At 60.6% G+C, this 24120-nt stretch carries 24 protein-coding genes; 8 read left to right on the plus strand and 16 right to left on the minus strand.

Features of this window, described 5'->3' with window-relative positions; all coding sequences use genetic code 11:
• The first annotated feature begins 13 nt into the window (after positions 1-13).
• Positions 14-271 carry a hypothetical protein gene (locus PVU19_RS11830; RefSeq protein WP_160316343.1) on the plus strand — a complete coding sequence of 86 codons (258 nt, stop codon included), beginning with the start codon at positions 14-16 and terminating at the stop codon, positions 269-271.
• On the opposite strand, the gene PVU19_RS11835 is transcribed toward PVU19_RS11830, so the two are convergent.
• The 7 genes from PVU19_RS11835 to PVU19_RS11865 all read right to left on the minus strand — a co-directional run bounded on the left by PVU19_RS11835 (position 206) and on the right by PVU19_RS11865 (position 6078).
• Entirely contained in the window at positions 206-538 is a 333-nt protein-coding gene (locus PVU19_RS11835) for an HGGxSTG domain-containing protein (RefSeq protein WP_074784647.1), read from the minus strand. The genes PVU19_RS11830 and PVU19_RS11835 overlap by 66 nt on opposite strands.
• Before the next feature lie 305 nt (positions 539-843).
• Positions 844-2346 (minus strand): YfjI family protein, encoded by a 1503-nt coding sequence (locus tag PVU19_RS11840; RefSeq protein ID WP_050661282.1) that lies wholly within the window; start codon positions 2344-2346, stop codon positions 844-846.
• Positions 2343-3221: a DUF7146 domain-containing protein gene (locus PVU19_RS11845; protein ID WP_050661283.1), complete on the minus strand. Its 879-nt coding sequence runs from the start codon at positions 3219-3221 to the stop codon at positions 2343-2345. Before PVU19_RS11845 ends, PVU19_RS11840 begins: the two co-directional genes overlap by 4 nt.
• A 91-nt stretch (positions 3222-3312) precedes the next feature.
• Positions 3313-3720, minus strand: coding sequence for a winged helix domain-containing protein (locus PVU19_RS11850; protein ID WP_235575657.1), 408 nt, complete (start codon positions 3718-3720; stop codon positions 3313-3315).
• 1 nt (position 3721) lies between these two features.
• The gene (locus PVU19_RS11855; RefSeq protein WP_074784649.1) at positions 3722-3907 is read right to left on the minus strand and encodes a helix-turn-helix transcriptional regulator; all 186 of its coding nucleotides are present in this window, start codon (positions 3905-3907) and stop codon (positions 3722-3724) included.
• A 330-nt stretch (positions 3908-4237) separates the two neighbouring features.
• On the minus strand, positions 4238-4771 hold the full coding sequence (locus tag PVU19_RS11860) for a hypothetical protein (protein WP_074784653.1): 534 nt from the start codon (positions 4769-4771) through the stop codon (positions 4238-4240).
• Complete coding sequence (locus tag PVU19_RS11865; protein ID WP_082237323.1) at positions 4768-6078, minus strand: tyrosine-type recombinase/integrase; 1311 nt, start codon at positions 6076-6078, stop codon at positions 4768-4770. The genes PVU19_RS11860 and PVU19_RS11865 overlap by 4 nt, the downstream gene beginning before the upstream one ends.
• Before the next feature lie 333 nt (positions 6079-6411).
• Here PVU19_RS11865 and tnpC point away from each other — a divergent pair, with 333 nt between their 5' ends.
• Complete coding sequence (gene tnpC / locus PVU19_RS11870) at positions 6412-7827, plus strand: IS66 family transposase (protein WP_274789764.1); 1416 nt, start codon at positions 6412-6414, stop codon at positions 7825-7827.
• 286 nt (positions 7828-8113) lie between these two features.
• Here the strand turns inward: tnpC and PVU19_RS11875 are convergent, their stop codons facing one another.
• The 7 genes from PVU19_RS11875 to PVU19_RS11905 all read right to left on the minus strand — a co-directional run bounded on the left by PVU19_RS11875 (position 8114) and on the right by PVU19_RS11905 (position 16180).
• Positions 8114-9256 (minus strand): M20/M25/M40 family metallo-hydrolase, encoded by a 1143-nt coding sequence (locus tag PVU19_RS11875; protein WP_050663822.1) that lies wholly within the window; start codon positions 9254-9256, stop codon positions 8114-8116.
• A gap of 201 nt (positions 9257-9457) precedes the next feature.
• Positions 9458-10588 carry a M20 family metallopeptidase gene (locus tag PVU19_RS11880; protein WP_050663823.1) on the minus strand — a complete coding sequence of 377 codons (1131 nt, stop codon included), beginning with the start codon at positions 10586-10588 and terminating at the stop codon, positions 9458-9460.
• Between the two features lie 24 nt (positions 10589-10612).
• Complete coding sequence (locus PVU19_RS11885) at positions 10613-11590, minus strand: ABC transporter ATP-binding protein (protein ID WP_050663824.1); 978 nt, start codon at positions 11588-11590, stop codon at positions 10613-10615.
• Positions 11587-12639, minus strand: a complete 1053-nt coding sequence (locus PVU19_RS11890; protein WP_050663825.1) for an ABC transporter ATP-binding protein — start codon at positions 12637-12639, stop codon at positions 11587-11589. The genes PVU19_RS11885 and PVU19_RS11890 overlap by 4 nt, the downstream gene beginning before the upstream one ends.
• A 4-nt stretch (positions 12640-12643) precedes the next feature.
• On the minus strand, positions 12644-13528 hold the full coding sequence (locus PVU19_RS11895; RefSeq protein WP_050663826.1) for an ABC transporter permease: 885 nt from the start codon (positions 13526-13528) through the stop codon (positions 12644-12646).
• Positions 13529-13559: 31 nt separating this feature from the next.
• Entirely contained in the window at positions 13560-14501 is a 942-nt protein-coding gene (locus tag PVU19_RS11900; RefSeq protein WP_050663827.1) for an ABC transporter permease, read from the minus strand.
• A gap of 65 nt (positions 14502-14566) precedes the next feature.
• A complete protein-coding gene (locus tag PVU19_RS11905; RefSeq protein WP_200901874.1) occupies positions 14567-16180 on the minus strand; it encodes an ABC transporter substrate-binding protein in 1614 nt (537 codons plus the stop codon).
• Between the two features lie 254 nt (positions 16181-16434).
• Between PVU19_RS11905 and PVU19_RS11910 the strand changes: the two genes are divergently transcribed.
• Positions 16435-16986, plus strand: coding sequence for a cupin domain-containing protein (locus PVU19_RS11910; protein ID WP_050663829.1), 552 nt, complete (start codon positions 16435-16437; stop codon positions 16984-16986).
• A 114-nt stretch (positions 16987-17100) separates the two neighbouring features.
• Here PVU19_RS11910 and PVU19_RS11915 read toward each other — a convergent pair whose 3' ends face one another.
• Positions 17101-18351: a Zn-dependent hydrolase gene (locus tag PVU19_RS11915; RefSeq protein WP_050663830.1), complete on the minus strand. Its 1251-nt coding sequence runs from the start codon at positions 18349-18351 to the stop codon at positions 17101-17103.
• 341 nt (positions 18352-18692) lie between these two features.
• Between PVU19_RS11915 and PVU19_RS11920 the strand changes: the two genes are divergently transcribed.
• Positions 18693-19019 (plus strand): hypothetical protein, encoded by a 327-nt coding sequence (locus PVU19_RS11920; protein WP_235575871.1) that lies wholly within the window; start codon positions 18693-18695, stop codon positions 19017-19019.
• Here PVU19_RS11920 and PVU19_RS11925 read toward each other — a convergent pair.
• Complete coding sequence (locus tag PVU19_RS11925) at positions 18970-19611, minus strand: LuxR family transcriptional regulator (RefSeq protein ID WP_050663832.1); 642 nt, start codon at positions 19609-19611, stop codon at positions 18970-18972. The two genes, PVU19_RS11920 and PVU19_RS11925, sit on opposite strands and share 50 nt — an antisense overlap.
• Before the next feature lie 227 nt (positions 19612-19838).
• Between PVU19_RS11925 and PVU19_RS11930 the strand changes: the two genes are divergently transcribed.
• The 4 genes from PVU19_RS11930 to sucD are packed head-to-tail and all read left to right on the plus strand — an operon-like array spanning position 19839 to position 24088.
• Complete coding sequence (locus PVU19_RS11930; RefSeq protein ID WP_050663833.1) at positions 19839-21044, plus strand: pyridoxal-phosphate-dependent aminotransferase family protein; 1206 nt, start codon at positions 19839-19841, stop codon at positions 21042-21044.
• 12 nt (positions 21045-21056) lie between these two features.
• Entirely contained in the window at positions 21057-21998 is a 942-nt protein-coding gene (locus tag PVU19_RS11935; RefSeq protein ID WP_050663834.1) for an HpcH/HpaI aldolase/citrate lyase family protein, read from the plus strand.
• A 15-nt stretch (positions 21999-22013) separates the two neighbouring features.
• Positions 22014-23207, plus strand: a complete 1194-nt coding sequence (locus PVU19_RS11940) for a malate--CoA ligase subunit beta (protein ID WP_050663835.1) — start codon at positions 22014-22016, stop codon at positions 23205-23207.
• A complete protein-coding gene (gene sucD / locus PVU19_RS11945; protein WP_139194554.1) occupies positions 23207-24088 on the plus strand; it encodes a succinate--CoA ligase subunit alpha in 882 nt (293 codons plus the stop codon). Before PVU19_RS11940 ends, sucD begins: the two co-directional genes overlap by 1 nt.
• Positions 24089-24120 lie beyond the last annotated feature (32 nt).

A 24120-nucleotide genomic window follows, 5' to 3' on the forward strand; every position in this document is an offset into this window, starting at 1 on the left:
GAGTGGAAATATTGTGATCGGAACTCTATCACTTATCGCACTGATCGCCTTGGGGTTCATGCAATACTCCATTTGGTTCGCAGTGCCATTGGCGGTCGTGAACACCTTTATTGGAATGCATACCCCACCGGAGCGAGTGGAAAGGCTGCGCGAAATGGGGGTGAGTTACCGGGATTTTCTACTTTCATCGTTGCCATTGCAAGCACTACTCGCAGCAGTTCTTTATGGCTTGGGTTTTGGTACCAACAAGTTTCTGGGTCTTTTTCTTTGAGGCTTTGTGCGCGGCCCACCGCCGGCGTTGCGCTTCTGCGATGCGGGCCTTCCCGTCGTCCGTCCGCGGTCCGGTGCTGGCACCACCGTGAAACTTGCATCGCGTTTTGCCCGGTATGGCCTTTGCTTGGCAGGGCTTTCCCTTCCGAGTTTTGGCTCCGCAAACGATGGCACTCAAAGGCGATAGAGTTGATGGCGGCTCTAATACCCCACCCCGCGCGCGCGCGATGTCGGGGATAAACTTGCGGTCCAAATCTCTACTTTTCATCTTAATCCCTCGTCCAGCTTATGCCAACCTATCCCGCCCGTCTGGCCCATGCCGCTCCAAAATCCTGCGCCCCACTACAAGCTCGGTATTTGTCAAAAGTGGGGCCTAGGCTGCGGTTCTGGTTTTGGCGCTAGGGGGCTGCGACACTTGCGACTTCCGCGACACGAAAAGCGGGTTTCTGGGAGTAGAGGGGTTGCGACAGTCGCGACACTTGCGACATTGGGCGCGCAGCTGGGGCTTGTGTCGCAGTTGTCGCGGAAGTCGCAGGGGGTTGCTCCGCGATTTCTACTAGTTTGGCGTGAGGATTAAACCACATGGCCCGTCCCACTTACGATGCGCCAACTTTCAACTCGAGCGGATCCGCGGACCACTGTTCCCGCTTCAAGACGCACTAGCCATCCGTGCTTTTCAAGCATTTCCAGCGCAGCCCTTGCCTTTGGGCTTTCGCGCAATGCATTCGGCCCCAACCGGACGACATCGCGCACTAGCACATCGGGTTCAGTCCAGTTTGTCAGAAGCCACAGCCGCAGCTTTTCGGCGTTGTCGATTTCAGCGGAAACAAGCGCAGCGCTGGAAAGCCGTGAAGCTTCGGCAAGGTAGTACTGCGCCAGCAAGATTGCATCGTTCATTTCGCTAACCTGCACTTCTGGGGCATACAGGTCACGCCAGAGGGTCAGCACACCAGCGATGCGCGCAGCCTGTTCCGCTGTTTTGGATGCCGTGCCTGAGATATGGGCCAAGTCACCGCCGGGCGCTTGTGCGGTTTCTATGACGTCCGAAAATGCAGACAATTGCGCGCGGGCACCGGGGGTCAAATTAAGGATGCGCGGTTGCAGTTCGCGGGTTTCCAGGTCGATGGGCGGTGTTGTATCGAGGATGTCGCGCAGCCGTCCTGAGAAGTTCGCCATCGCCATATCATCGCGCTTTGTGTTGGCTTGCATTCGGGTTCCGATTGCGCTGGGCGGTTCACACATCAGGAAACGGGGCAGAAAGCCTGTGTCAGCCGCCAGCGGGTCCGCCATGAAGCCCAGCGCGACGGTTGGTTGCACCATCAGGTGTACTGCCAGCCGCCGCCCGTATAACGTCGAGTGCCCATCCCCTGAGCGCGTGCGCCGAATTGGGTTGCCTTGCCAAAGGTCATTGAACGCGGCCAGCGTCTTTTGTCTGTTTTCACTATTCATGGCGTGCCCGCCCAGAAACTGCCCGCCTTCATCCGAGAAAAGCCCAAGGCTGGGGTTTCCATCCGCAAATAGCTTGGTCAGCCCTTCAAAGGTCGGTTCTGTCACTGTCCTATCAGCCGATGCGGGCGCTTCGGGTTCCGGCCCGAGCGCTTCAAGGTCAGCTTGCGCCGCCGTGCGCTTTTCGCCTTTGCCCTTTTTAGCTTCCATTAAAATGTGGTCGCGTTCGCCTTTCCACAGCGCGTGCGCATTGGTCCAGCTTTGCATTTCTTCGCGCTGAGCTTTGGCCCGTTCTTTTTCGTGGTCGCGCAGTGGAGCCATTAGCGGGGCGTCGCACGCTGATTTACGTTCACCGCTTCGAGCGATGGTCAGGGCGTAAATCGATAAAGGGCGCATGCCGCCCAGCGTCTCCACATTGGCAAAGCCTTGCACTGCCAGCGATGCCACGGTGAGAGCCGATGCCGCTGGGATGGCGACAGGGGCTTGCGTCATGCCCTGCACGGCTTCTACCGCGTCGCGCAACGGCCCGAGTGCTTCAACAGGATACGCGGCACCGGCAGCGGTTTCGCGCACCAGCGGTTGCGGAGCTTCGGGGTTGAAGGGTGTTTCTGTTGCGTGAACGTGCATCATGCCGCGTCCTTTCCGGTCAAAATGTCATTCCAATCGCGCCCGTCAGGGGCAGGCAGCAGTGATACCTGCCACCCAATACCGTGCGCCCGCGTCGCCAAAGCCTGCGCCGCTGTGCGGCCTGCTGCATCGCCATCAGCTGCAATGGTCAATCGCCCCGGTTCGTCCGGTAAATGCAGCCCGCGTATCCCCGATGTGGACAGCGCCGCCCAAACAGTCGCAGGGGCGCGCAATAGCCCGCTAGACAGGCTCAGCGCGGTTTCGATGCCTTCTGCCACCGCAAGCGTCTGTGGCCCATCAGACAGGCGTACAGCGCCGCCGCACACCGCGCCCAGCATCGCCTTGGATGGCGTCACATCGGCCTTGCCGCTGCCATCACAGCGTAGATAGGTGCGATGCACTGCGAAGCCTGCGCCACCCTCTACGAGCGCCACCAACGCCGGAAATGTTTTGGCGGTTGCGTGCCAACATTGCGGATCAAAGCGCAGAGTTTTAGGAAGGGGGCAGGTAATACCCCGCCCCCTCAAATAGCTTTCCGCAACTGTGCCTAGGACGGACTGCGCGCCCATCCACAGGCGGTGCGCCTGCTGCGCACGCTTTGCGTCAGCCCTGCGCTGTTCTGCTGCGCGCTGAGCAGAGATTGCCGGATCCGGCGGCGTGTAGGTGCCCTGCGTGATGCCCGCCGCTGTCGCAATGTCGCGATAGTCGCAACCGGCCTTCTTGCAATTCAACAATAGCTTGCCGCCAGTGCCATCGGCCAAAGTGAGCGCATTCTGCGATTTGTGGCCTTCGAACTGGCACACCGGGCAGGGTGCGCAGCCGTAGCGGCCATACCATTTCCCGCACAGTCTTTGCGTTATGTGTTTTGCATCCATCATTACGTCGCCCCCCAAATCAGGGCGGCCAAAGCATTTGCCTGCGCCTCGTTCAGCCCGTGAGCGCGCATCAGGAAGGCGATTTGCAATCTCTTCATACCGCACCCCCAATCCGGCCAAGGGACACGCCAGAGCGCAAAACGTATTTTGCATGATGCCCCGGAAAGTCGCCTGCGTGCGTTTCGGTGATTGTTTCGACTTCAACGCCGATGCCGCGAAGGTCAAAGATATATGCGCTCCAACGCGGTGCAGAATTGTGGATAGTCGTACAGCCTGTTGTGCCCGCCTCAAGCAACTGGTCGAGCGCCCAGCGCACACGGCCAGAAACAAGAATGGCGAAAGCGACGCCATCGGTTGTTGTGACAGAGTAGGACGTGCCGCCGTTGTGGCGTGCTGGTTTGCGTTGTGCTATGATTTGGGTGTCAGCCGCTAGCGCTTGGCAATCTACCCGGCCCGGTTCCTGCGCCAACAGGTTCCGGGCCATTTCGTTTGTGCCGCCCATATCAAGTGACCCGTGTTTCACGGCTTTCGAGCCATGCAGCAATATCGCTTTCGCGCCATGCCACGAGGCGCGCGCCCAGTTTTACGGGCTGGGGGAATCCTCCACGTTTCATCCAGTCGTAAATGGTCGAGCGAGAAAGCCCAGTGCGAGCTTCGACCTCGGGGCGACGCAGTAGTGTTTCGGTCATGTTTAGTTCCTCCTATGGCGTATTGGGTACGCTAGGAAGTTGGCAGAAACTTATTGCCTTTGTCTGGGGCAAATATGGGGATGTATTTGCACCGGCACGGCGTTTAATCTGATGCGCAGATGAGACCATTTCGCGTTTCCATGCACCGCGTCACGGATTGACCGCGCTCCCGCGCAAGTTGCTCAAAACAAATCCGATCCAAAGCCTCGTTATATGCTTGATCGCGAACGGTAAGCCCAAGCCTAAGCTCCATGCCGCACTGATTGCGCAAAGGCTCAGACGGAGCGCAGCCACCGATCAGTACCACCGCGAGTACGAATTTTATCATTCTCATTTTTTCCCCTTCCTGATCTGCTTCTTCTGCAATGCCGGCCCTGTCTTGAAGCCATGGTCTTCCAAAACTTTGCGGAAATCGTCGCGACCTCTTTTGAAGTCAGAACGGATCGTTTCGAACGAACCTTGATAGCCACCGAACTCGGTTTTGTCTTCAAGGCAACGGTATAACGCATCTGTCTGCGTTGTCCCGTCCTCATACATTATGTCCGTCACCCGTTGCCACAAACGAATTCTTCGATAGGTATTGTCAATTGCGGGCTTCCTCGTTCTCTGTTCACCTCGAAGGCGTGCAGCGACGTAGGCCCGTCCGTCTGCTGTATGCAGTTGACCCTTCGCTTCGACCAGTTCAGCGAGTTTGGTTGGATCACCTTCCTGTGCCGCAATTAATGCGTCTAGCTCTGACTTGTTTTCTTCTACATATAGTAACACCCCAATCGCGCGTTTTGTGTTAGGATTCATGTTCGGGTGTTGAGCTTTGCCATCGACATATTCTTGGAGAGCTTTGCGGGTCGCTTCATGCATGGTCATCCCGCAGCTCCCAACTTCACTACGGCGTCACCCTGTGCAGCCTCGCCACGCAGGAACCCAGCCCAATCGGCCATCATTGCCCGCCGCCGTTCGAGCATGTCGGAACGCTGATAGGCACGCTCCACTTCGGAGCCGATAAAATGCGCCAGCGCAATTTCGGCCATGTCGCGCGGGTATCCTTGCTCGGCCGCCCATTGCCGGAAGGTAGAACGTAGCCCATGCGGCACAGCGGCTCGCTTATTGCGCGGATCCACAAAGCCCGCGCGACCTGCCTTCACTTCGCTTTCCTGCATCCGGCGCATGACAGCGGAAATAGACATATCTGACAACATTCCGCCACGGGGAGCAAAGAAGACATAGGGATTGCCATCCAGTCGGGGCAGCGCGCGCAGGATTGCCACGGCTTGCGGTGTCAGGGCCACGCGGTGTTCACGCTCACCCTTCATCCGTGTCGCTGGTATCGTCCAAGTCGCAGTTGTCGCAATGGCACGCGCATCAGATCCATCATCGGTGCCTAAGTCCAACTCATCCCACGCCATGCCACGCACCTCGCCAGAGCGGGCTGTTGTCAGAGTAAGGAATTGCAACGCCTGTGCGGCCATGCCTTCGCGCCGGGCAAGGCTGCGCCACCATTCTGGAGCGTCGACCAGCGCCAGTGCAGGATGATTGCCACCCTTAGTTACCTTCGACGGTTTGGGCAGGATCTCAGCAAGGTTTCCTTTCCACCGGGCAGGATTGTCGCCGGTTCGGTATCCTGCGACAGCTGCCCATGACATCACGTTTTCAATACGCCCACGCAGGCGGGAGGCTGTTTCGGTTTTCGTTGTCCAGATTGGCTCCAGGACGCGTAGCACGTCGCGAACCTCGATAGTCTCAACCTGCATCCGGCCAATCTTTGGCATGGCATAAGTGCTAAGTGTTGCCCGCCATTGCTTACAGTGCTTTTCGTTACGAAACTCGGCCATCTTTCCTTCCAGATATTGCTCCACGGCCTCGGAAAAGGTCAGGGTGCTGCGTGTCGCCCGCTTTTCCGACAATGGATCGCCACCGGCTCGCACAATGCGTTTGTTATCAGTCGCCTTGTCTCGCGCCTCGGCCAGTGGGACTAGAGGCGGGCTTCCCAGCCCCAATTCGCACCGCTTGCCGTGTATCGTGACGCGCTGCACCCAAAATCGGGAACCGTTTGGATCAACCCGCAAGTAAAGGCCGGTGCCCCCACCATCGTGATATTTGCCCGGCTCCTGCACTGCGCGCACCATCGCCGCGGATAATGCCTTGCTTGCCCGTCGCGTTGCTCCATTCGGCATGTCACTTCCCCCTATCCTTCCCCCTAGATGTGAGAGAACCATGCGGACATTGCAAGACCGACTCGGTAGTTAAATGTCAATAATAACAACAATACAGTGTTATAGTGGAAGTTCTGGGACGTGGTCGGAATGTATGATGGCGGGCTGTCTCTCCGCCATTTTTTACTATGTATTATTGCTGTTAAGTGAAAAATCGGCGTAACTCCCAAGCACCCCCGCGGTAGGGGTTATTGTCAGTTTCGGGGTGAGTCCAATTTGCCATTCGGCGCGTGAAGTTTTCGTTCCGGGCTGAATTCCGTGGCGCCGGGTCGATTTCTCTGAATCAGTGGTGGCATGGATCGGCTTACCACCCTTGAACAACAACTCGCCACGGCTCTGCGCAGGATCACTGAGCTTGAAGCCGCGTTGGCGACCATGGCGGAAGAAAACGCGGATCTGCGCCGACAGTTGGCCAAGAACAGCAACAATAGCAGCAAGCCCCCTTCGAGTGATGGCCTGAAGAAACCGTCACCGCGCAGCCTGCGTGGCAAGTCCGGCAAGAAAAGCGGCGGCCAGGTTGGCCACCGGGGCAACACCCTGCGCCAGACGCCAACACCCGATTTTGTCGAACGGCATGAAGCGACGCGTTGTGGCGCGTGTCAACGCGCCCTGACGGCGGAGATGACGAAGGGGATGGAGAAGCGTCAGGTGTTCGACCTGCCCGCGCCGCGCCTGGAGGTCACCGAGCATCAGGCGGCGGTTTATTGTTGCGACCATTGTCGAGCCATGACGACGGCTGGCTTTCCCGATGGCGTGAACGCGCATGTGCAATACGGCACGCGCATGCGGGCGGCGGCGGTCTATTGCAATGTTCAGCAGCTGATACCCGAGGATCGGGTCTGCCTGCTCCTGCGCGACCTGTTTGGGGCCACCAGCCTGTGCGCAGCCAGCGTGACCAACTGGGTGAACCGCGCGGCGCACACCTTGGGTGGCGTGGTCGAGCACATTCTTGCCCGCCTCACCAAAGGCGGCGTTCGGCATCTGGACGAGACCGGACTTCGTGTTGCCGGCAAGCTGCACTGGCTGCACTCGATCTGCGATACCGCCTTCACGCATTACCGCATCGACACCAGGCGCGGTGCCGTTCCAACCTTCCTGACCGGCGGGACGATCGTTCATGATCACTGGAAACCCTACTACGCCCATATGAGTGGGGTCGACGCCCACGCCCTCTGCGGGGCGCATCACTTGCGCGAACTCAAGGCCATCGAAGAGATCGAAAAGGAGCCGTGGGCGAGAGAGGTGAGCGCGGTGCTCAACCGCGCCAATCAGCTCAGGTGCGAGGCTCAGCACCGAGGCGAGACCGAACTTCCGGAACCGGTTCGCCAGGGTATCGTCACCAGATACATGGCGATCCTCGCCGAAGGGCTCGCCTTCCACGAACGTCAGCCCCCACTGGCCAAAAGCCCCGGCACCCGCGGCCGACAAGCCAGGCGGCCAGGCCATAACCTGCTCATCCGCCTGCGTGACTACCGCGACGACGTCCTGCGGTTCCTCGCCGACTTCGCAGTCCCCTTCACCAACAACCAGGCTGAACAGGACCTGCGCATGATGAAGCTGCGCATGAAAATCTCGGGCACCTTCCGCACAGTTGAGGGTGCGCAGGTCTTCGCCGACATCAGGTCCGTCATCTCGACGGCCAGAAAACACGGGCTCAATGTCCTCGACACCCTGACCCTGTCACCATCTCAGATCATCGCTCGGCTCTGAAGGCAGCCCCCCGCACAACCTTATCGGAGAGGGTGCTTGGGAGTTACAAATCGGCACCAATAAGGGGGAGCGACGCATGTTCATCTTTGACGTTGTCTGCTGCTGCATGGTGATGAGTTGCGCTATCGATAAGCGCTTGAGTTAGAGCGGTCCGGGTTATCAGCGCATGGGACTCCAAACGCGCAACAGGTCCGGTGCTCTGCCAGTCAATCCCGGACAACCCGACATTGGAATTTTCGGGATTTTGCTCTGCCGTCGCATGTCGCGTGTAGTGAGCCGGTCTCCTTCACCTGCCCAAGCGGCAAAAAAGCGCGGCGGCGAGTTTGGCCCGTTCCTCAAGGCTTGCGACCTCAATGTGTTCGGTCAGCGTGTGCAGTCCCTTGCCACGGACGCCGATCGAATCCAGCGTCGCAAGTCCAAGCGCACCTGTAAAGTTCCCGTCAGACCCGCCCCCGGCGGAACAGGCAGGCAGATCAAAGCCGATCTCCGACGCGATGCCGCGCGCGACGTCGAGCATGGCCATGGTGCCCGGCTGCCCCTCTTGCCAGAGTGGGCGGGTCACACCACGCCGGACCTCAAGGCGAACGGCATCGTCGCCACCGTTCAGGTCAAGCATCCTCTGCACGCCCTCTTCCAGCAGGTCTTGCGTCTTGGCCATGCTAAGAACCTCGGCATCGCAGGTGGATGAGACGCAATTGACCCATTGCCCACCGTGAATGACGCCCACCGAGAAAGAACAGTCATCGGTCGTGAAGCCTTCGATCTCGGCGACTTTCCGGGCCATTTCGGCAATCGCCGAACGCCCCTCGGACAGCGCCCAACTGGCATGACTGGGCGTGCCTCTGGCTGTCAGATTGAACCGTGCGATGGCATAGCGCCCGATCACCGCGCTGCCATCCGGGCAGGCCGGCTCCGGCACCAGAATATACTTGTGCCGCTTTGCCTCGGCCTCGATCAGGTCGCGGGTCGACGGGGTGCCTATTTCCTCGTCCGGGGTGAACAGAACCGTCACCGGCAGTGGCGTTTCGATACCGGCCTGCAGGATCTTGCGCAGGGCATCGAGGTAGACGTAGTTTCCTCCCTTCATGTCCATCAGTCCGGGGCCATAGCAAATATCGCCCTCACGGCGGAACGGGAGGGTGCTCAGCGTGCCGATGGGGTGCACGGTATCCATGTGCCCCAAGAGCAGGATGCCACCCTCGCCCGCACGCGGATGTGGCATGGTGGCCCGCACACTGTCACCCAGCCCCCTGCGGCCGGGGATTCGTTCGACACGCGCACCGAGCGTCGCCAGATCGTGTTGGACGAGATCCATCATGCGATTGACGGCGGCCGCATCGAACGTCGGGCTTTCGGTTTCGATCCAGGGACGCAACCCGCACAGCATCTCGTCAACGTCAAAGGGCAATTTCAAAGGGTCTGACGGCATGGGTGTCTCCGATCCGGGGTTGGCGGCTAGTTCCGTAATATCGTGACCAATGTCACGACACAAAGGCCGCCCAGCAATAGAACAAGCCCGACAAGTCCACCGATGGGCCGTGTCGGCTGGGCCACGCGGCAATTCGGGCAATGGGTCGATTTTCGATCCAGCGCGAAGCCGCAATTCAGGCAATGGGTCTTGTCCGTCATATCACGCTACATGCTGTTGACCGAGGCGCGTGAACACGTCGATGCAAGGTGCCATGAGCGCCGTTTCACAGTATTCGTCGGTTTGATGCGCCATGGCCATCGCGCCCGGCCCCATGATCAGCGTCGTCGGGTCGCCCATAGCGGGTTTGAGCACCGAGGCATCCGTAAAGTAGGTCGCCGCACCGACAGAGGGCTCAACACCTGTCACGTCCTCGACCACGGAAAACACCTCCTGCATCCAGGGTGTCTGCGGATCTGTATAGACATGATCCATGTCGGTCAGAGGTTCGATCTCGACATCTTTGTCCAAAAGCGCGGCAAGCTGTGCCCTGATCTGCGCGTTGCTCTGCCCGACGGTCGAGCGGATATCGACACCTACACGCGCCAGATCGGGTACGGAATTGACGTTCATACCGGCGCTCATGTTGCCGATGTTCAAGGAGGCGCCCCCCATGACGGGATGCTCTGCGACGCCAAAGTCGAACCGCCGCAGCGCCTCGATGGATTTGCACGCGGCAAATATCGCGTTCACCCCCTTCTCCGGCATGGAACCATGTGCTGTCACCCCCTTATGCACCAGAGACAGCCAGAGCGCTCCCTTATGCCCGACAAAGGGGCGGTTGTCGGTGGGCTCCGCGACGATCAAGGCCTCGCATGTTCCAAGAATATCCGGGCGCTCCGCAAGAGCCAGCACGCCCTCGCATCCGGTTTCCTCGCCTGCGCTGAAAATGAGCTTTACCTCTGACCGCCGGACCGGCTCATGCGCGAGCCTCAGACCGGCCAGGATGGCTGCCGCGACCCCGCTTTTCATGTCCGACGTCCCACGCCCATAGAGCCGTCCATTCCTGATTTCACCGGCGAAGGGATCAACGCTCCACGCCGCCTGCCCCAGAGGCACGGTGTCCAGATGGCCGGAATAGACAATCCCCCCCCGCGAGACCGGTTCGGTCGCAGGCAGTGTCGCGATCAGGTTGGGGCGTCGAGATTGCCAGTCATGCCACGTGATCTCGAAACCGGCAGGTTCCAGCAGTGCGGCGATGAACTTGGCGCAATCGGCCTCGTTTCCCGGTGGGCTGATGGTATTGAATGCGATCAGCTTGCGGGTCAGGTCCAGCCCGGTCATATCAGTCATTTCGGCCTCCGGATGGGTAACAGGTCAGCGAAGATGGCACGCGGCCATATGCCCGGGTGCCACCTCCTTGAGTTCAGGTTCCTCGTGAAAGCAGCGATCCACCGCAAACGGGCAACGGGTGTTGAAGTTGCAGCCCTTCGGTGGGTTGAGCGGGCTTGGCACGTCGCCCTTGAGGACGGTGCGGCTCTTGCGCTTGCGCGGATCGGGGACCGGCACCGACTCCAGCAGGGCCTCGGTATAGGGATGCTGTGGCGTGCGGAACAGGCTCTGCTTGTCCGTGATCTCGACCAGCTTGCCGAGATACATCACGCCAATGCGGTGACTGATATGCTGAACAATCGCCAGATCATGGGCAATGAAGAGGTAGGACAATCCAAGGTCCTCCTGCAGGTCCATCATCAGGTTGATCACCTGCGCCTGAACGGAAACATCAAGCGCCGATACCGGTTCATCCGCAATGATGATCTCGGGGTTGAGCGCAAGGGCGCGTGCGATCCCCAGCCTTTGGCGTTGGCCGCCTGAGAACTCGTAGGGAAAGCGATGCATCGCATCCTGCCGCAGGCCGACACGCGCAAAAAGATTGGCCACCTTCTCGCGCCGCTCGGTGGCCGAGAGGTTGCCATAGTTGCCCAATGGCTCGCCAACGATGTCCCCGGCGCGCAGTCTCTGGTTCAGCGAGGCATATGGATCTTGAAAGATGACCTGCATCTGTTGGCGATACGGGTGCATTTCACGGCGTGAGACATTCGTGATGTCGGTGCCCTTCAGAAGTATCTGACCGCTGGTCGGGTCTTCGAGACGCAGAATGACCTTGCCGGTCGTGGACTTGCCACAGCCGGATTCGCCCACGATGCCAAGAGTTTCACCCGCATGCACCTTGAAGGATACGCCGTCCACGGCGTAGACCCGAGCGGTTTCGCGATTCCTGATTCCGCCATGGATCGGGAAATGCTTTGTCAGGTTCCTGACTTCAAGAAGAGGAGGGTCGGATTTCACGGTCATAGGGTCCAGTCCGGCAAGTTCTTGCTCTCCCAACAGGCGGCAACATGGTTGGGCTTTTTCGTTTCGAGCGGCGGGTACTCGGCGCGACAGTGATCCGTCGCAAAGCTGCACCGTTCCGCGAAGGTGCAGCCGTCCGGCAGGTTGGTCAGCGCGGGCACGATGCCCGGAATTTCCGACAGCCGCTCGGTTCGCGCCTCGGAGAAGTCGCTCGTCAAACGCGGCACCGACCGCATCAACCCACGCGTATAGGGATGCTGCGGGTTCTCGAATATCTCGGTCACATCCGCCTCTTCGACCTTGCGCCCGGCATACATCACCAGCACCCGATCAGCCATTTCCGCGACCACGCCCAGATCATGGGTGATCAGGATGATCGCGGTTTTCATCTTGTCGCGGATTTCCTCCATCAGCCCGAGGATTTGCGCCTGAATGGTCACGTCGAGCGCCGTTGTCGGCTCATCCGCGATCAGCACCGACGGGTTGCATGACAAGGCCATGGCGATCATCACGCGCTGCCGCATGCCCCCCGACAACTGGTGTGGATACTCTCCAAGCCGCCGACGCGGTTCGGGAATATGCACGAGATCGAGCATCTCGACCGCATGGTCCATCGCCTGTTTCTGCGACAGCCCCTGATGCAGCATGATCGCCTCGGTCAATTGATCACCGATGCTCAGCACGGGATTGAGCGACGACATCGGATCCTGAAAGATCATGGAGATCTCATTGCCCCTGATCTTGCGCATCTCGTCATCGCTGGTCTTGAGTAGGTCACGACCCTTGAACAGGATCTTGCCACTGGCGAACCGCGCCGGTGGGCGCGGCAAAAGCTGCATCACCGAAAGTGACGTGATCGACTTGCCGCAGCCGGATTCACCCACCACGCCAAGAATCTCGCCGGGCTTCACCGTGAAGCTCAGACCGTCCACCGCCTTCACGACGCCGTCGCGCGTGTCGAAATAGGTCCGCAGGTCATCGACCTCCAGCACGGGTTCAGTCTGATCCGGTGTAGCCGTTTCACGGTCTTTGAGAGCGGTTTCTTCGGTCATGATATCAGACCCTTCTCTGCATGCGAGGATCGAGGGAGTCGCGCAGACCGTCGCCGAAGGTGTTGATCGCAAACACCGTCAGCGCGAGAAACGCGCCCGGGTATAGGATGATGCCGACAGTCTGGAAAAAGAACATGCGCCCCTCGGCCATGATATTGCCCCAACTGGGAATTTCTGGCGGGGTGCCCGCCCCGACAAAGCTCAGATACGCCTCGAAAATCACCGCCTGCGCGCAGATATACGTGGCCTGCACGATCAGCGGGGGAATGGTGTTGGGCAGGATGTGACGGATCAGGATGCGTGGCGTAGACGTCCCGCAGGCGATCGCCGCCTGCACATACAGCTGGTCACGCAGCATCAGAACCACGGATCTCACGAGGCGCACGACGCGCGGAATTTCCGGGATCGTCAGCGCGAGAATGACATTCGGAACGCTGCTGCCCCAAAGCGCGACAAGCGCGATCGCCAGAAGGATCGACGGGATCGACATGAGCGCGTCCATCAGGCGCATGATCACCGCATCGACCGACCGGATGAACCCGGAAACCAGCCCGATCGCCAGACCGAAGGACGTCGCCAAGGTCGCCACCGACAATCCGACGACCAAGGAAACCTGACCGCCGTGAAGCACCCGGCTGAACAGGTCGCGGCCATACATGTCGGTGCCGAAGAATGCCTCGGATGACGGCGGTTGCAAGCGGTTGCGCGGGGCCTGCTGCATCGGATCGGGCAGCCCCAGCCAAGGCGCGAGAAACGCGAGCCCAGCCATCAGCAACAGGACCGCCATACCGAAAAGCATCGTGGGATTGCGGCGAAACGCCTCCGCGACAACCCCGATACGGTGCTTCAGGCGCGCGCCGAACGACAATTCCTGGACTTCCAAGCTCATGGGGACACCCTTTGACTTCTGAAGAACCGGCTCAGTACCGGATGCGCGGATCGAACAGCACGTAGGTCAGGTCGATCAGCAGATTGAGCAGCACGTAGGTGAAGGAAAACACCAGGATGACGCCCTGAATGACCGGGTAGTCGGTGCGCAGAACGGCATCGACCGTAAGGCGGCCGAGGCCGGGAATGGCAAACACGCTTTCGGTCACCACCACACCGCCGATCAACAGCGCAACGCCGAGGCCGATGGTGGTGCTGATCGGAACCATCGCATTTTTCAACGCATGCTTGACCAGCACCTTTCGGGTGGCCAGCCCCTTTGCATAGGCGGTGCGCACGTAATCCTCATTCAGAACTTCAAGCATGGTGGCGCGCGTCATCCGTGCGATCAGCGCCATGTAGACCGCCCCAAGGGTCAGCGCGGGCAGCGTGATATGCGACAGAAAGCCGGGCACGCTTTCAAAGATGCTGGTGTAGCCCTGCACCGGGAACCAGCCAAGCCTGCGCGATCCACCAAGGATCAGAAGATAACCGATCACGAAAACCGGCACGGAAAATCCGAAGACAGCGAGGGTCATGACCGCACGGTCGATCCATGTGCCGACCTTCCACGCCGCGATCACGCCAAGCGGGATGGCAAGGCTGATGGCGATGATCATCGTGCAGAGCGTCAGCATCAGCGTCGGCTCGACCCGTTGACCGATCAGCTTGGTGACCGGCAAGCCGGAATAGATCGACTGGCCCATGTCGCCTTGCAGCAGGTTGATCAGCCAGCCTCCGAACTGGATATACAGCGGATCGTTGAGACCAAGTTGCTCGCGGATCTTGTCGACCTGCTCCTCGGTTGCGAAATCACCCGCGATGATGACCGCCGGATCACCCGGGCTCAGGTGCAGCAACATGAACACGAACACCGCTACGATGGCCATGATCGGGATGGTCGCGAACAATCTGCGAAGGATGTAGGCATACATTTGGAACGGGCCCTATTCAAGAAAAGGCGGCGCGACCGATTGCGCGCCGCCCCCAGTGGCGTTCATCACTCGACCGAGATGTTCCAAAAGAACGGAACCGGTGCCTCGAGCACGCCTTTGACGTTGTCGCGGAATGCCGTCGGCTGATAGTACTGGCCGGTCGGGATATAGGGCACGAAGTCGTAAAGTTCGGCCTGCAATTCCTCGACAATCGCCTTCTGCTTTGCCGGGTCGGTTTCTCTGGCAAACGCGTTGCGAAGGTCTTCGATCTTCTGGTTTTCCGGCCAACCGAACCACGCCGTGTCACCCGATGCCGCGACCGAGATATTGGTGATCGGATTCAGTTGGTCCGCGGCCAGCCACCATGTCGGGAAGATGTTCCAGCCACCGTCTTCGGGGGCTTCGCGCACCGCGCGGCGCGACGTCATGGTGGCCCAATCCATGGCGACCAGTCTCACGTTCATCCCGATCTCGCGCAGCGCCTGCGCCGTCACCAGCGATTGCCCATGCGCAACCGGAATATCCGTTGGATCAAGGATCAAGACCTCGCGACCATCATAGCCTGACTCGGCCAGAAGCGCCTTGGCCTTCTCGATGTCCTTGTCGCGCAAAGCCTCGCTGCCGACATCGGTCTCGTAGGGGCCGCCACACATGAAATACGCGCCACAGAACTCTTCGAAATATTTCGGATCGCCCATGATCGAGTACATGTAGTCGGCCTGTTCAACCGCCCAGAGGGCTGCCTGCCGGGCGCGTTTGTCATCGAACGGCGGATACTTGAAGTTGAAGCGGATCACGCCTTGTGTCCCAAGCGGATCGACCGTCTCGACATTGATCGAAGGATCGGATTGGATCATCGGCAGCAGGTCAACCGCGGGCTGTTCATAATAATCGACCTCACCGGCCAAGAGCGCCTGGCTCGCCGTTGCGGCATCAGGAATGTAGCGCCATTCGACCCGGTCCACATTGGCCACCTTGCCGCCTGCCGCATAGCTGGCGGGTTCATCACGAGGCACGTAGTCCTCGAATTTCTCGTAGACGACCTGATTGCCCGGCTGCCATTCATCCGCCACGAAACGGAACGGCCCCGAGCCAATGATTTCCTCGACCTGGGCATTCGGGTCGGTATCCGCCAGACGCTTGGGCATGATGAACGGCACGTTCGAGGAAATCTTGCCAAGCGCCTGAAGCACAAGGCCGTAAGGCTCAGACAATGTCAGAACGACGGTTTTCTCGTCCGCGGCTTCGAGGCTTTCGGTCACGCGCATCAGCTTTTGGCCCATGCCGTCGCGGGCACCCCACCGCGTGATCGACGCGACGACATCCTCTGCCGTCACCGGCGCGCCGTCGTGGAACTGCAGCCCGTCACGCAACGTGATGGTGTAGGTCAGTCCATCTTCGCTCACCTCATGGCCAGCGGCCATCTGCGGTTGAACTTCGAGATTTTCGTCGAGTGCGAAAAGCGTGTCGAAGACGAGGTATCCATGGTTCCGGGTAATATAAGCCGTCGTCCAGATCGGATCGACATTGCGCAAGTCGGCATGCGGCACGATCTTGAGCACCGACTCGGCGTTCACGGGAACGGCGGCGGCCATCAGTCCGGCTACGGCGATCGGCGTCGATAGCGCCGCCGTTCGTGCGGATTTCTTGATTGCGTCTGCAAGTGCAGTCATGGGCATTGGTAACTCCCTGGATTTGCGTTGCCCGGTGGCGGCCTCGCCGTCACCGTCGTCAGCAGCTTTGTTGGCACGTCGACTTTCTTTGCGCCGACATGCCTTAGCGTAAGCTCAGAGAGGGGCGCGATGCAAGTATCTTGCATCAAGCGACTTCGCACGCCTGCAAAAAAGGGTATGTTTCCAAGTAACTGATGCCTTATTCGGCAACGCGAGTCATAAACTGACCGCCAAATCACAAAACAGGGAGACGGTGCCGCATGATTGGAGACAGGATCAAATCGCTTCGCAGAGTGCGCAAGTTGACGCTAAAGCAACTCGCGGATCAGGTCGGGATATCGGAAGGCCACATGTCCAAGATCGAGAACGACAAGACCCAGCCCTCGGTCGGCGTCCTGCACAAGATCACCCAATCTCTGGATGTCACGATCGGTCTTTTGTTCAATGAAAAGAACGGCCACGAGCGGCCCGTCTCACGCGCCGGAGAGCGGCCGGTGATCGACCTCGATCCGGTGCGTCGCGGCACGGGCATCAGGCTGGAACGGATCATTCCCCATTCTCAGGATCACATTCTGCAATGCAACATCCATATCATCGAACCGGGCGGTTCGAGCGAGGATCACATTCAGCATGTCGGCGAGGAAGTGGGATATGTCCTCGATGGGGAACTCGATCTGTTTCTGGACGACGACGTCTATCATCTGAGCAAGAATGATTCGTTTCACTTCAATTCCAGCCGCAAGCACGCCTATCGCAACCCCGGCGAGGCGCAGACCCGCATTCTCTGGGCCAACACCCCGCCTACCTTCTGAAGAAGGGTCATGTCCGCCGCCTGTTCTGACGCCTTGATGGACCATGGTCTGTCTTCTAAGCAGCAAGTCCAGCGTGGGTTTTGAAACGCCCGGGACGTGCCCCGGATCAGTCCCCTATCTCCGGATAAGCTCCGCTGTCTCGACCACCGCATGCATCAGCACATCGGTCGCAGCCTTGGCCCAGTCAGGCGTGATCTCTTCCGCTTCGTTATGCGATAACCCATCCTTGCACGGGCACATGATCATGGCCGTCGGGTAGATACCGTTGATGCGGCACGCATCATGCCCCGCCCCCGAGATGACATCCATATGCGCATGCCCGAGGCGGTCTGCCGCATCGCGAATGCGGTCTACGAGCCGTGCATCAAAAGCAGGAGGATCAAAGGCCCCGACGAGCTCGGCACTGAACTTGACACCGATGTCGGCACAAAGACCCGGCGCGGTCTCGTTCAGCTCCGTGACCATCGCCTCCAACGTCTCGAGCACATGGCTTCGGAAATCGACGGTGAAGACCACCTTTTCGGGAATGATGTTGCGGCTGTTGGGATAGACATCGATATGGCCGATCGCACCGACCGCGTTCGGTTGATATTGCAGGGCTATTTCATGAACCAGCTCGGTTATCCGCGCGAGGGCACGCCCCGCATTGCGGCGCATATACATCGGCGTTGATCCGGTATGCTGTCCCTTGCCTGTGACGGTACATTCGATCCAGCGCAGCCCCTGCGCGTGTGTGACCACTCCGATCGGCTTGCCTTCTTCCTCAAGAATTGGGCCCTGCTCGATGTGCAATTCGAAAAACGCATGCATCTCGCGGGCACCTGCGGGTTCGGAGCCTTTCCAGCCGATCCTCTGCAACTCATCGCCAAACCGCTTGCCCGCAGCATCTGTGCGGTCATAGGCCCAATCCTTGTCGAGCACCCCGGCGAAGACACCAGAGGCCATCATCGCCGGTGCAAAGCGCGATCCCTCCTCGTTGGTCCAATTGGTCAAGACGATCGGGTGCTTGGTTTGAATGTCCAGATCATTCAAGGTGCGGATGATCTCCAGCCCGGCCAGCACGCCCAGAACACCGTCATACTTGCCGCCTGTCGGCTGCGTATCTAGATGGGACCCGACATAGACCGGGTGCGCATCCGGATCACCGCCCGCCCGGTGCGCAAACATGTTTCCCATGTCATCGACCCCGACGGTACAGCCCTCCTCCTCGCACCATTTCTGAAAAACGGCCCGGGCCTGACCATCCTCGTCGGTCAACGCCTGCCGGTTATTGCCGCCCGCGACACCAGGACCGATTTCGGCCATTTCCATCAGGCTTCGCCAAAGCCGTTCGCCATTGCTTTTCAGGTTTTCACCGCTTGCCATAGTCGCACCATCTCTTCCAGAGTTCTGAATTTCCTGGCTAGCATGCGTAAAAAGGTAAGAAGAACAACGTCAAAATGACCTTGCGGATCAACTCGCCGTCTGACCTCGTCACTATTGGGACAGGTTCACTCCCATGCCGTCACGACGACAGCACCCTGCGCCCCGAACGGCGCCCCCGACCGATTGGCGAGGGTCCGGAGATGGCGGTGGTGGTCGGCTACGGCGGGATCGACTGCGACGAATTCGGCCGCATTCTCGTGCGCTTCCACTAGGATATTGACGGCGCGTATTCGATGCGCTGCCGGGCCAGTCAGATCTGGGCCTCGCGCGGATGGGGCGGTATGGTGGTTCCGCGCATCGGCATGGAGGTGATCGTCGCACACCTGCAAGGCGACACCGACACGCCGATCGTAACTGGCCGCGTCTATAACGGCATCAACGCGCCACCCTCCCCGCTCACAGAAGACGCTCGATCTTCAAAATCAAGTGCCATCATGGCGAAGGCTTCGACGAAGTCAGGCCCGCCGCTCATATCGGCTCCACGAACGCGCTTATCCGATGCTGCGGGCCGCTCGGCCCGGCTGCGCGAGATGTTGGCAGCCCCGACCCGTCACCGCCTCAGTAGGTGCCCGCCACGTATTTTGCGATCGCTCCACCGCGCGAATTGACGTCGAGTTTCTGATAGATCGCCTTGAGGTAATATTTCACCGTATTCTCCGACAAGCCAAGCCGCGCGGAAATCTGGAAATTCGTCAGCCCGTCGACCAGCAACCCCAGAATTTCGTGCTCGCGCCGGGTCAGGCTATCGCCCTGCTCGCCCATCAACCGCTTGAGGATCTCCACCGGCAACAGGCTGTGCCCTTCCACGAGGTTCCCCAGAATGCGCGGCAGGCTGGTCAGCACCTGCCCCATCATGCAGACGGAATGCGCCCCCGCCTTCACTGCCGTGCGGATAAAGGCGAACTCGCTCTCCTCGGCCACCACCACCACCATCACGCGCGGATGATCGCGACGCAGCGTCTCCAGAACCCGGCCCAGATCGGCATCTGCAAGCCGCACGCCTAACACCACGATGGCAGGACCGTGGCGCGCGCCCAGGGCTTTTCGCAGGCTCGCCAGATCAGTCGCGAAAGAGCCAAGCCGCACCTGCGCCATCTGTGCCACGAGCGACCCCAATCCCTGACAGACAATCAATTGCCGGTCGGCCACGATCACCTCGGGCACACCCTGTTCCGCGTCCTGAGCGGTCGCTTCCGTCATGTCTCGCACGGTCTCCTCCTCCGTAGGGATCAAGTAAGACCAATGAACACTCTGAAATCAAACAATTTTTCAGCATGCAACCGCATGCCGGGGCTGCCCCACCGGGTAGGGCACCCCTACCCGCAGGGGCACAACGCCCCCCGCATGGCCGCGCTTTCCCATGCGCGCGGGCATTACCGGGCGGACATGCGACAGCAATAAAGGGGGCAACCTGAGAGGAGGACCCCATGAACGGCAACACCCATCTATTCATCCCCGGCCCCACCAATATCCCCGAGGAGGTGCGTCGCGCGATGAACGTACCGATGGAGGACATGCGCGCCCCCGATTTCGGTGATTTCGTATCGCCGCTGCTGGCGGATCTGAAAAAGGTGTTCCGCACCGAGACCGGGCGCGTCTTCGTCTTCCCCGGCTCCGGCACCGGCGCGTGGGAGTCCGCGATCACCAACACGCTCAACACCGGCGACCGCGTGCTGATGTCCCGTTTCGGCCAGTTTTCAATGCTTTGGGTCGATATGGCCGAGCGGCTCAGCCTTCATGCGGACGTGATCGATGTCGACTGGGGCAAGGGTGTGCCGGTCGAGGATTATGCCGCCCGCCTCGCCGCCGACAAGGGCCACACGATCAAGGCAGTGTTCGCCACCCATAACGAGACCGCCACGGGTGTCACCTCCAATATCGCCGCCATCCGTGCCGCGCTCGACGCCACCGATCACCCCGCGCTGCTCTTCGTCGATGGCGTCAGTTCCATCGGCTCGATCGAGTTCGAGATGGAGGACTGGGGCGTCGATCTTGCCGTCGCAGGGTCGCAAAAGGGCTTCATGCTTCCTGCCGGGCTTGGCTTGCTCGCAGTGAGTGAAAAGGCTCTCGCAGCCCATGAGCGCGCCAATATGCCGCGCTGCTATTTCAGCTTCGCCGACATGATCCGCCTGAACGACACCGGCTATTTCCCCTACACGCCGCCCACCCAACTGCTGCGCGGCCTGCGCGTCTCGCTCGACATGCTGCTCGACGCCGGGATCGAAAGCGTATGGGACCGCCACCACCGCCTCGCCTCGGGCGTGCGTGCTGCCGTCGCCGAATGGCAGGGCTGCCGCCTCGTGGCCGACGGCCCCGAATGGCACTCTGACACCGTGTCCGCGATCTACGCCCCGGACGGCATCGACGCCCGCACGGTGATCGAGACGGCGTATCACAAATACCAGACCTCGCTCGGTTCCGGCCTCGCAAAACTCGCCGGTCGCGCCTTCCGCATCGGCCACCTCGGGTCACTCAATCCGGTGATGCTCTGCGGCGCGCTGTCGGCGGCTGAAATGGCTCTCTGCGATGCAGGCGCGGCCATCACCCCCGGTCAGGGCGTGGCCGCCGCCCAAGAGGCGTTTCGCCAGACCACCCCCCCGGTGCAGGCCCGCACTGCCATCCGCGCCGCGTAAAAGGATCACACAATGAGCTACACCCTGCACCCGCTGAAAAAGCAACGCCTGCAACGCTCGGAACTCGCCGTGCCCGGCTCCAATCCGACGATGATCGAAAAAGCGGCGGACTCGGATGTCGATTACATCTTCTTCGACCTTGAAGATGCCGTCGCCCCGCCCGACAAGATTCAGGCCCGCGCCAACATCATTCAGGCCCTCAATGACATCGACTGGAAGGCCAAGGGCAAGACCATCTCGATCCGCATCAACGGGCTCGACACCCATTACATGTATCGCGACGTGGTCGAGATCGTCGAACAGGCGGGCCAGCACCTCGACACCATCCTTGTCCCCAAGGTGGGCGTGCCCGCCGATCTCTATACCGTGGAAACCATGGTCAGCCAGATCGAGGAGGCCATGGGCTTCACGCACCAGATCGGGCTTGAGGCGCTGATCGAGACCGCGCTCGGCATGGCCAATGTCGAGGCGATCGCCGCCGCCCCAGGTCGGCTCGAGGCGCTGCATTTCGGGGTGGCCGACTACGCCGCCTCGAACCGCGCGCGCACCGTGGTGATCGGCGGGCTCAACCCCGACTACCCCGGTGATCAGTGGCATTTTGCGCTCAGCCGCATGACCGTCGCCTGCCGCGCCTATGGGCTTCGCGCCATCGACGGTCCGTTCGGCGATTTCTCCGACCCCGAGGGCTACACGCTCAGCGCCAAACGCGCCGCCGCCCTCGGGATCGAGGGAAAATGGGCCATCCACCCCAGCCAGATCGCACTGGCCAACGACGTCTTCTCGCCCCCCGACGCCGAGGTGACCCGCGCGCGCCGCATCCTGGAGGAACTCAAGAAAGCCGCAGCCGAGGGCAAGGGGGCCGCCAGCCTCGACGGCAAGATGATCGACGCGGCATCAGAGCGGATGGCCAACAACGTGCTCAGCGTCGCCGACGCCATAGCCGCCAAGGGATAAAGGGAGGAACATCAAATGGATATCCATGAATTTCAGGCCAAGGACATGCTCAAGCGTTTCGGCGTTCAGGTGCCGCGCGGCGGCATCGCCTACAGCCCCGAACAGGCGGTATATCGCGCCTCGGAACTGTCGGGCGACAAATGGGTGGTCAAGGCGCAGATCCACTCCGGCGCGCGCGGCAAGGCGGGCGGCGTCAAGATCTGCAAATCCGAAAAAGAGATCAGCGAGGCCGCAAGCTGGATGCTGGGCCGGATGCTGGTCACCCATCAGACCGGACCCCAAGGCAAGATGGTCAGCCGCCTGTATGTCGAAGAGGCCACGGACATCGCGCAGGAAATCTATCTGGGCTTCGTGATGGACCGCAAGGAAGAGCGCGTCGTCGTCGTCGCCTCCGGTCAGGGCGGCATGGAGATCGAGGAAATTTCCTCGCAGGAACCGGAGTCGATCATCCGCTCCGTGGTCGATCCGGCGGTCGGCATGCAAAGCTTTCAGGCCCGCGAGATCGCCTTTTCACTGGGCCTCGATGCCGCCCTCATCCCGCAGGCGGTCAAGACCATCATCGGCTGCTACAAGATGATGGAGGAAACCGACGCCAACATGGTCGAGATCAACCCCCTCGTCGTCACCGGTTCGGGCGAAATCATGGCGCTCGACGCCAAGGTCAGCTTTGACGACAACGCCCTCTTCCGTCGCCCCGAAATTTCGGAACTGCGCGACAAGAGCCAGGAAGACCCGCGCGAGACGTTCGCCAGCGATCGCGGCCTCAGCTATATCGGGCTCGAGGGCGAGATCGGCTGCATCGTCAACGGCGCAGGGCTAGCCATGGCCACGCTCGACATGATCAAGATGGCGGGCGGCGAACCTGCGAACTTCCTCGACGTGGGCGGTGGGGCCAGCCCCGACCGCGTGCTGATGTCGTTTCAGGCGGTTCTCAACGACCCCAATGTCGAAGCGATCCTCGTCAACATCTTCGCCGGGATCAACCGCTGCGACTGGATCGCCGAAGGCGTCATCCGCGCAGTCAAGGAACTGGAGCTGACGATGCCCCTCGTCGTGCGCCTCTCGGGCACCAATGTCGAAGAGGGCAAGCGCCTGATCGCCGAAAGCGGCCTGCCGATCCACACTGCCGAAACACTCGCCGACGCCGCCGATCTGGTGGTGCGAGCCTGGTCCGACATCAAATCCAACTCCGCGAAAGGAGCCGCATGATGGCCATTCTCATAGATCAGAGCAGCCGCGTCCTTGTCACCGGACTGACGGGCCGCATCGGCAGCTTTCACGCCGAGGACATGATCAAGCACGGCACCAACGTCGTCGGCGGCGTCACCCCCGGCAAGGGCGGCACCAAGCACAACGGCCTGCCCGTCTTCAACACGGTCAAAGGGGCCGTGGCCGAAACCGAGGCCGATCTCGTGATCTGCTTCGTGCCGCCCCCCTTTGCCGCCGACAGCATCATGGAGGCAGCGGATGCCGGCATCACCACCTGCGTCTGCATCGCCGACGGCATCCCCGCGCGCGACATGATCAAAGTGAAACGCTACATGCGCCGCTACAAGGCCGAGCGCCGAATGCGCCTCATCGGCCCCAACTGCGCCGGGATCATCACCCCCGGCCAGGCATTCGCCGGTCTGATGCCGCCGCATATCTACGCGCCAGGCCGCGTCGGCATCGTCGGGCGCTCCGGCACCCTCGGCTATGAGGCCGCAAGCCAGATGAAGGATCGCGGCATCGGCGTGTCGACCTCTGTGGGCATCGGCGGCGACCCGATCAACGGCTCGTCTTTCCGCGATATTCTCGAGCTTTTCGAGAATGATCCCGATACCGACGCCGTTGTCATGGTCGGCGAGATCGGCGGCCCGCAAGAAGCCGAGGCCGCCGCCTATATCCGTGATCACATGACCAAGCCGGTCGCCGCCTATATCGCCGGTCTCTCGGCCCCCAAGGGGCGGCGCATGGGCCATGCCGGGGCGATCGTCTCCGCGTTTGGCGAATCGGCGCAGGAAAAGGTCGAGATCCTCTCCGAGGCCGGCGTCACCATCGTGCCGACACCCTCGTCCTTCGGCGAGGTGGTCGAGCGCATGGTCGCCTGATCCATCGAAAACCGGGGCTGTTCGCACCTTGC

The organism is Roseovarius tolerans, from assembly GCF_028885395.1.
In the GTDB taxonomy this organism is placed as follows: Bacteria; Pseudomonadota; Alphaproteobacteria; order Rhodobacterales; family Rhodobacteraceae; genus Roseovarius; species Roseovarius tolerans.

Bases quoted from the DNA above. Each gene is read 5' to 3' on its own strand.
- PVU19_RS11935 (WP_050663834.1), top strand. From the start codon at position 21,057: ATGAGCTACACCCTGCACCCGCTGAAAAAGCAACGCCTGCAACGCTCG.
- PVU19_RS11840 (WP_050661282.1), bottom strand. From the start codon at position 2,346: ATGATGCACGTTCACGCAACAGAAACACCCTTCAACCCCGAAGCTCCG.
- PVU19_RS11925 (WP_050663832.1), bottom strand. From the start codon at position 19,611: ATGACGGAAGCGACCGCTCAGGACGCGGAACAGGGTGTGCCCGAGGTG.
- PVU19_RS11920 (WP_235575871.1), top strand. From the start codon at position 18,693: ATGGTGGTTCCGCGCATCGGCATGGAGGTGATCGTCGCACACCTGCAA.
- sucD (WP_139194554.1), top strand. From the start codon at position 23,207: ATGGCCATTCTCATAGATCAGAGCAGCCGCGTCCTTGTCACCGGACTG.
- PVU19_RS11880 (WP_050663823.1), bottom strand. From the start codon at position 10,588: ATGACTGATATGACCGGGCTGGACCTGACCCGCAAGCTGATCGCATTC.
- PVU19_RS11865 (WP_082237323.1), bottom strand. From the start codon at position 6,078: ATGCCGAATGGAGCAACGCGACGGGCAAGCAAGGCATTATCCGCGGCG.
- PVU19_RS11890 (WP_050663825.1), bottom strand. From the start codon at position 12,639: ATGACCGAAGAAACCGCTCTCAAAGACCGTGAAACGGCTACACCGGAT.
- PVU19_RS11855 (WP_074784649.1), bottom strand. From the start codon at position 3,907: ATGACCGAAACACTACTGCGTCGCCCCGAGGTCGAAGCTCGCACTGGG.
- PVU19_RS11835 (WP_074784647.1), bottom strand. From the start codon at position 538: ATGAAAAGTAGAGATTTGGACCGCAAGTTTATCCCCGACATCGCGCGC.
- PVU19_RS11910 (WP_050663829.1), top strand. From the start codon at position 16,435: ATGATTGGAGACAGGATCAAATCGCTTCGCAGAGTGCGCAAGTTGACG.
- PVU19_RS11845 (WP_050661283.1), bottom strand. From the start codon at position 3,221: ATGATGGATGCAAAACACATAACGCAAAGACTGTGCGGGAAATGGTAT.
- PVU19_RS11895 (WP_050663826.1), bottom strand. From the start codon at position 13,528: ATGAGCTTGGAAGTCCAGGAATTGTCGTTCGGCGCGCGCCTGAAGCAC.
- tnpC (WP_274789764.1), top strand. From the start codon at position 6,412: ATGGATCGGCTTACCACCCTTGAACAACAACTCGCCACGGCTCTGCGC.
- PVU19_RS11930 (WP_050663833.1), top strand. From the start codon at position 19,839: ATGAACGGCAACACCCATCTATTCATCCCCGGCCCCACCAATATCCCC.
- PVU19_RS11860 (WP_074784653.1), bottom strand. From the start codon at position 4,771: ATGACCATGCATGAAGCGACCCGCAAAGCTCTCCAAGAATATGTCGAT.
- PVU19_RS11850 (WP_235575657.1), bottom strand. From the start codon at position 3,720: ATGGGCGGCACAAACGAAATGGCCCGGAACCTGTTGGCGCAGGAACCG.
- PVU19_RS11875 (WP_050663822.1), bottom strand. From the start codon at position 9,256: ATGCCGTCAGACCCTTTGAAATTGCCCTTTGACGTTGACGAGATGCTG.
- PVU19_RS11900 (WP_050663827.1), bottom strand. From the start codon at position 14,501: ATGTATGCCTACATCCTTCGCAGATTGTTCGCGACCATCCCGATCATG.
- PVU19_RS11885 (WP_050663824.1), bottom strand. From the start codon at position 11,590: ATGACCGTGAAATCCGACCCTCCTCTTCTTGAAGTCAGGAACCTGACA.
- PVU19_RS11940 (WP_050663835.1), top strand. From the start codon at position 22,014: ATGGATATCCATGAATTTCAGGCCAAGGACATGCTCAAGCGTTTCGGC.
- PVU19_RS11915 (WP_050663830.1), bottom strand. From the start codon at position 18,351: ATGGCAAGCGGTGAAAACCTGAAAAGCAATGGCGAACGGCTTTGGCGA.
- PVU19_RS11905 (WP_200901874.1), bottom strand. From the start codon at position 16,180: ATGCCCATGACTGCACTTGCAGACGCAATCAAGAAATCCGCACGAACG.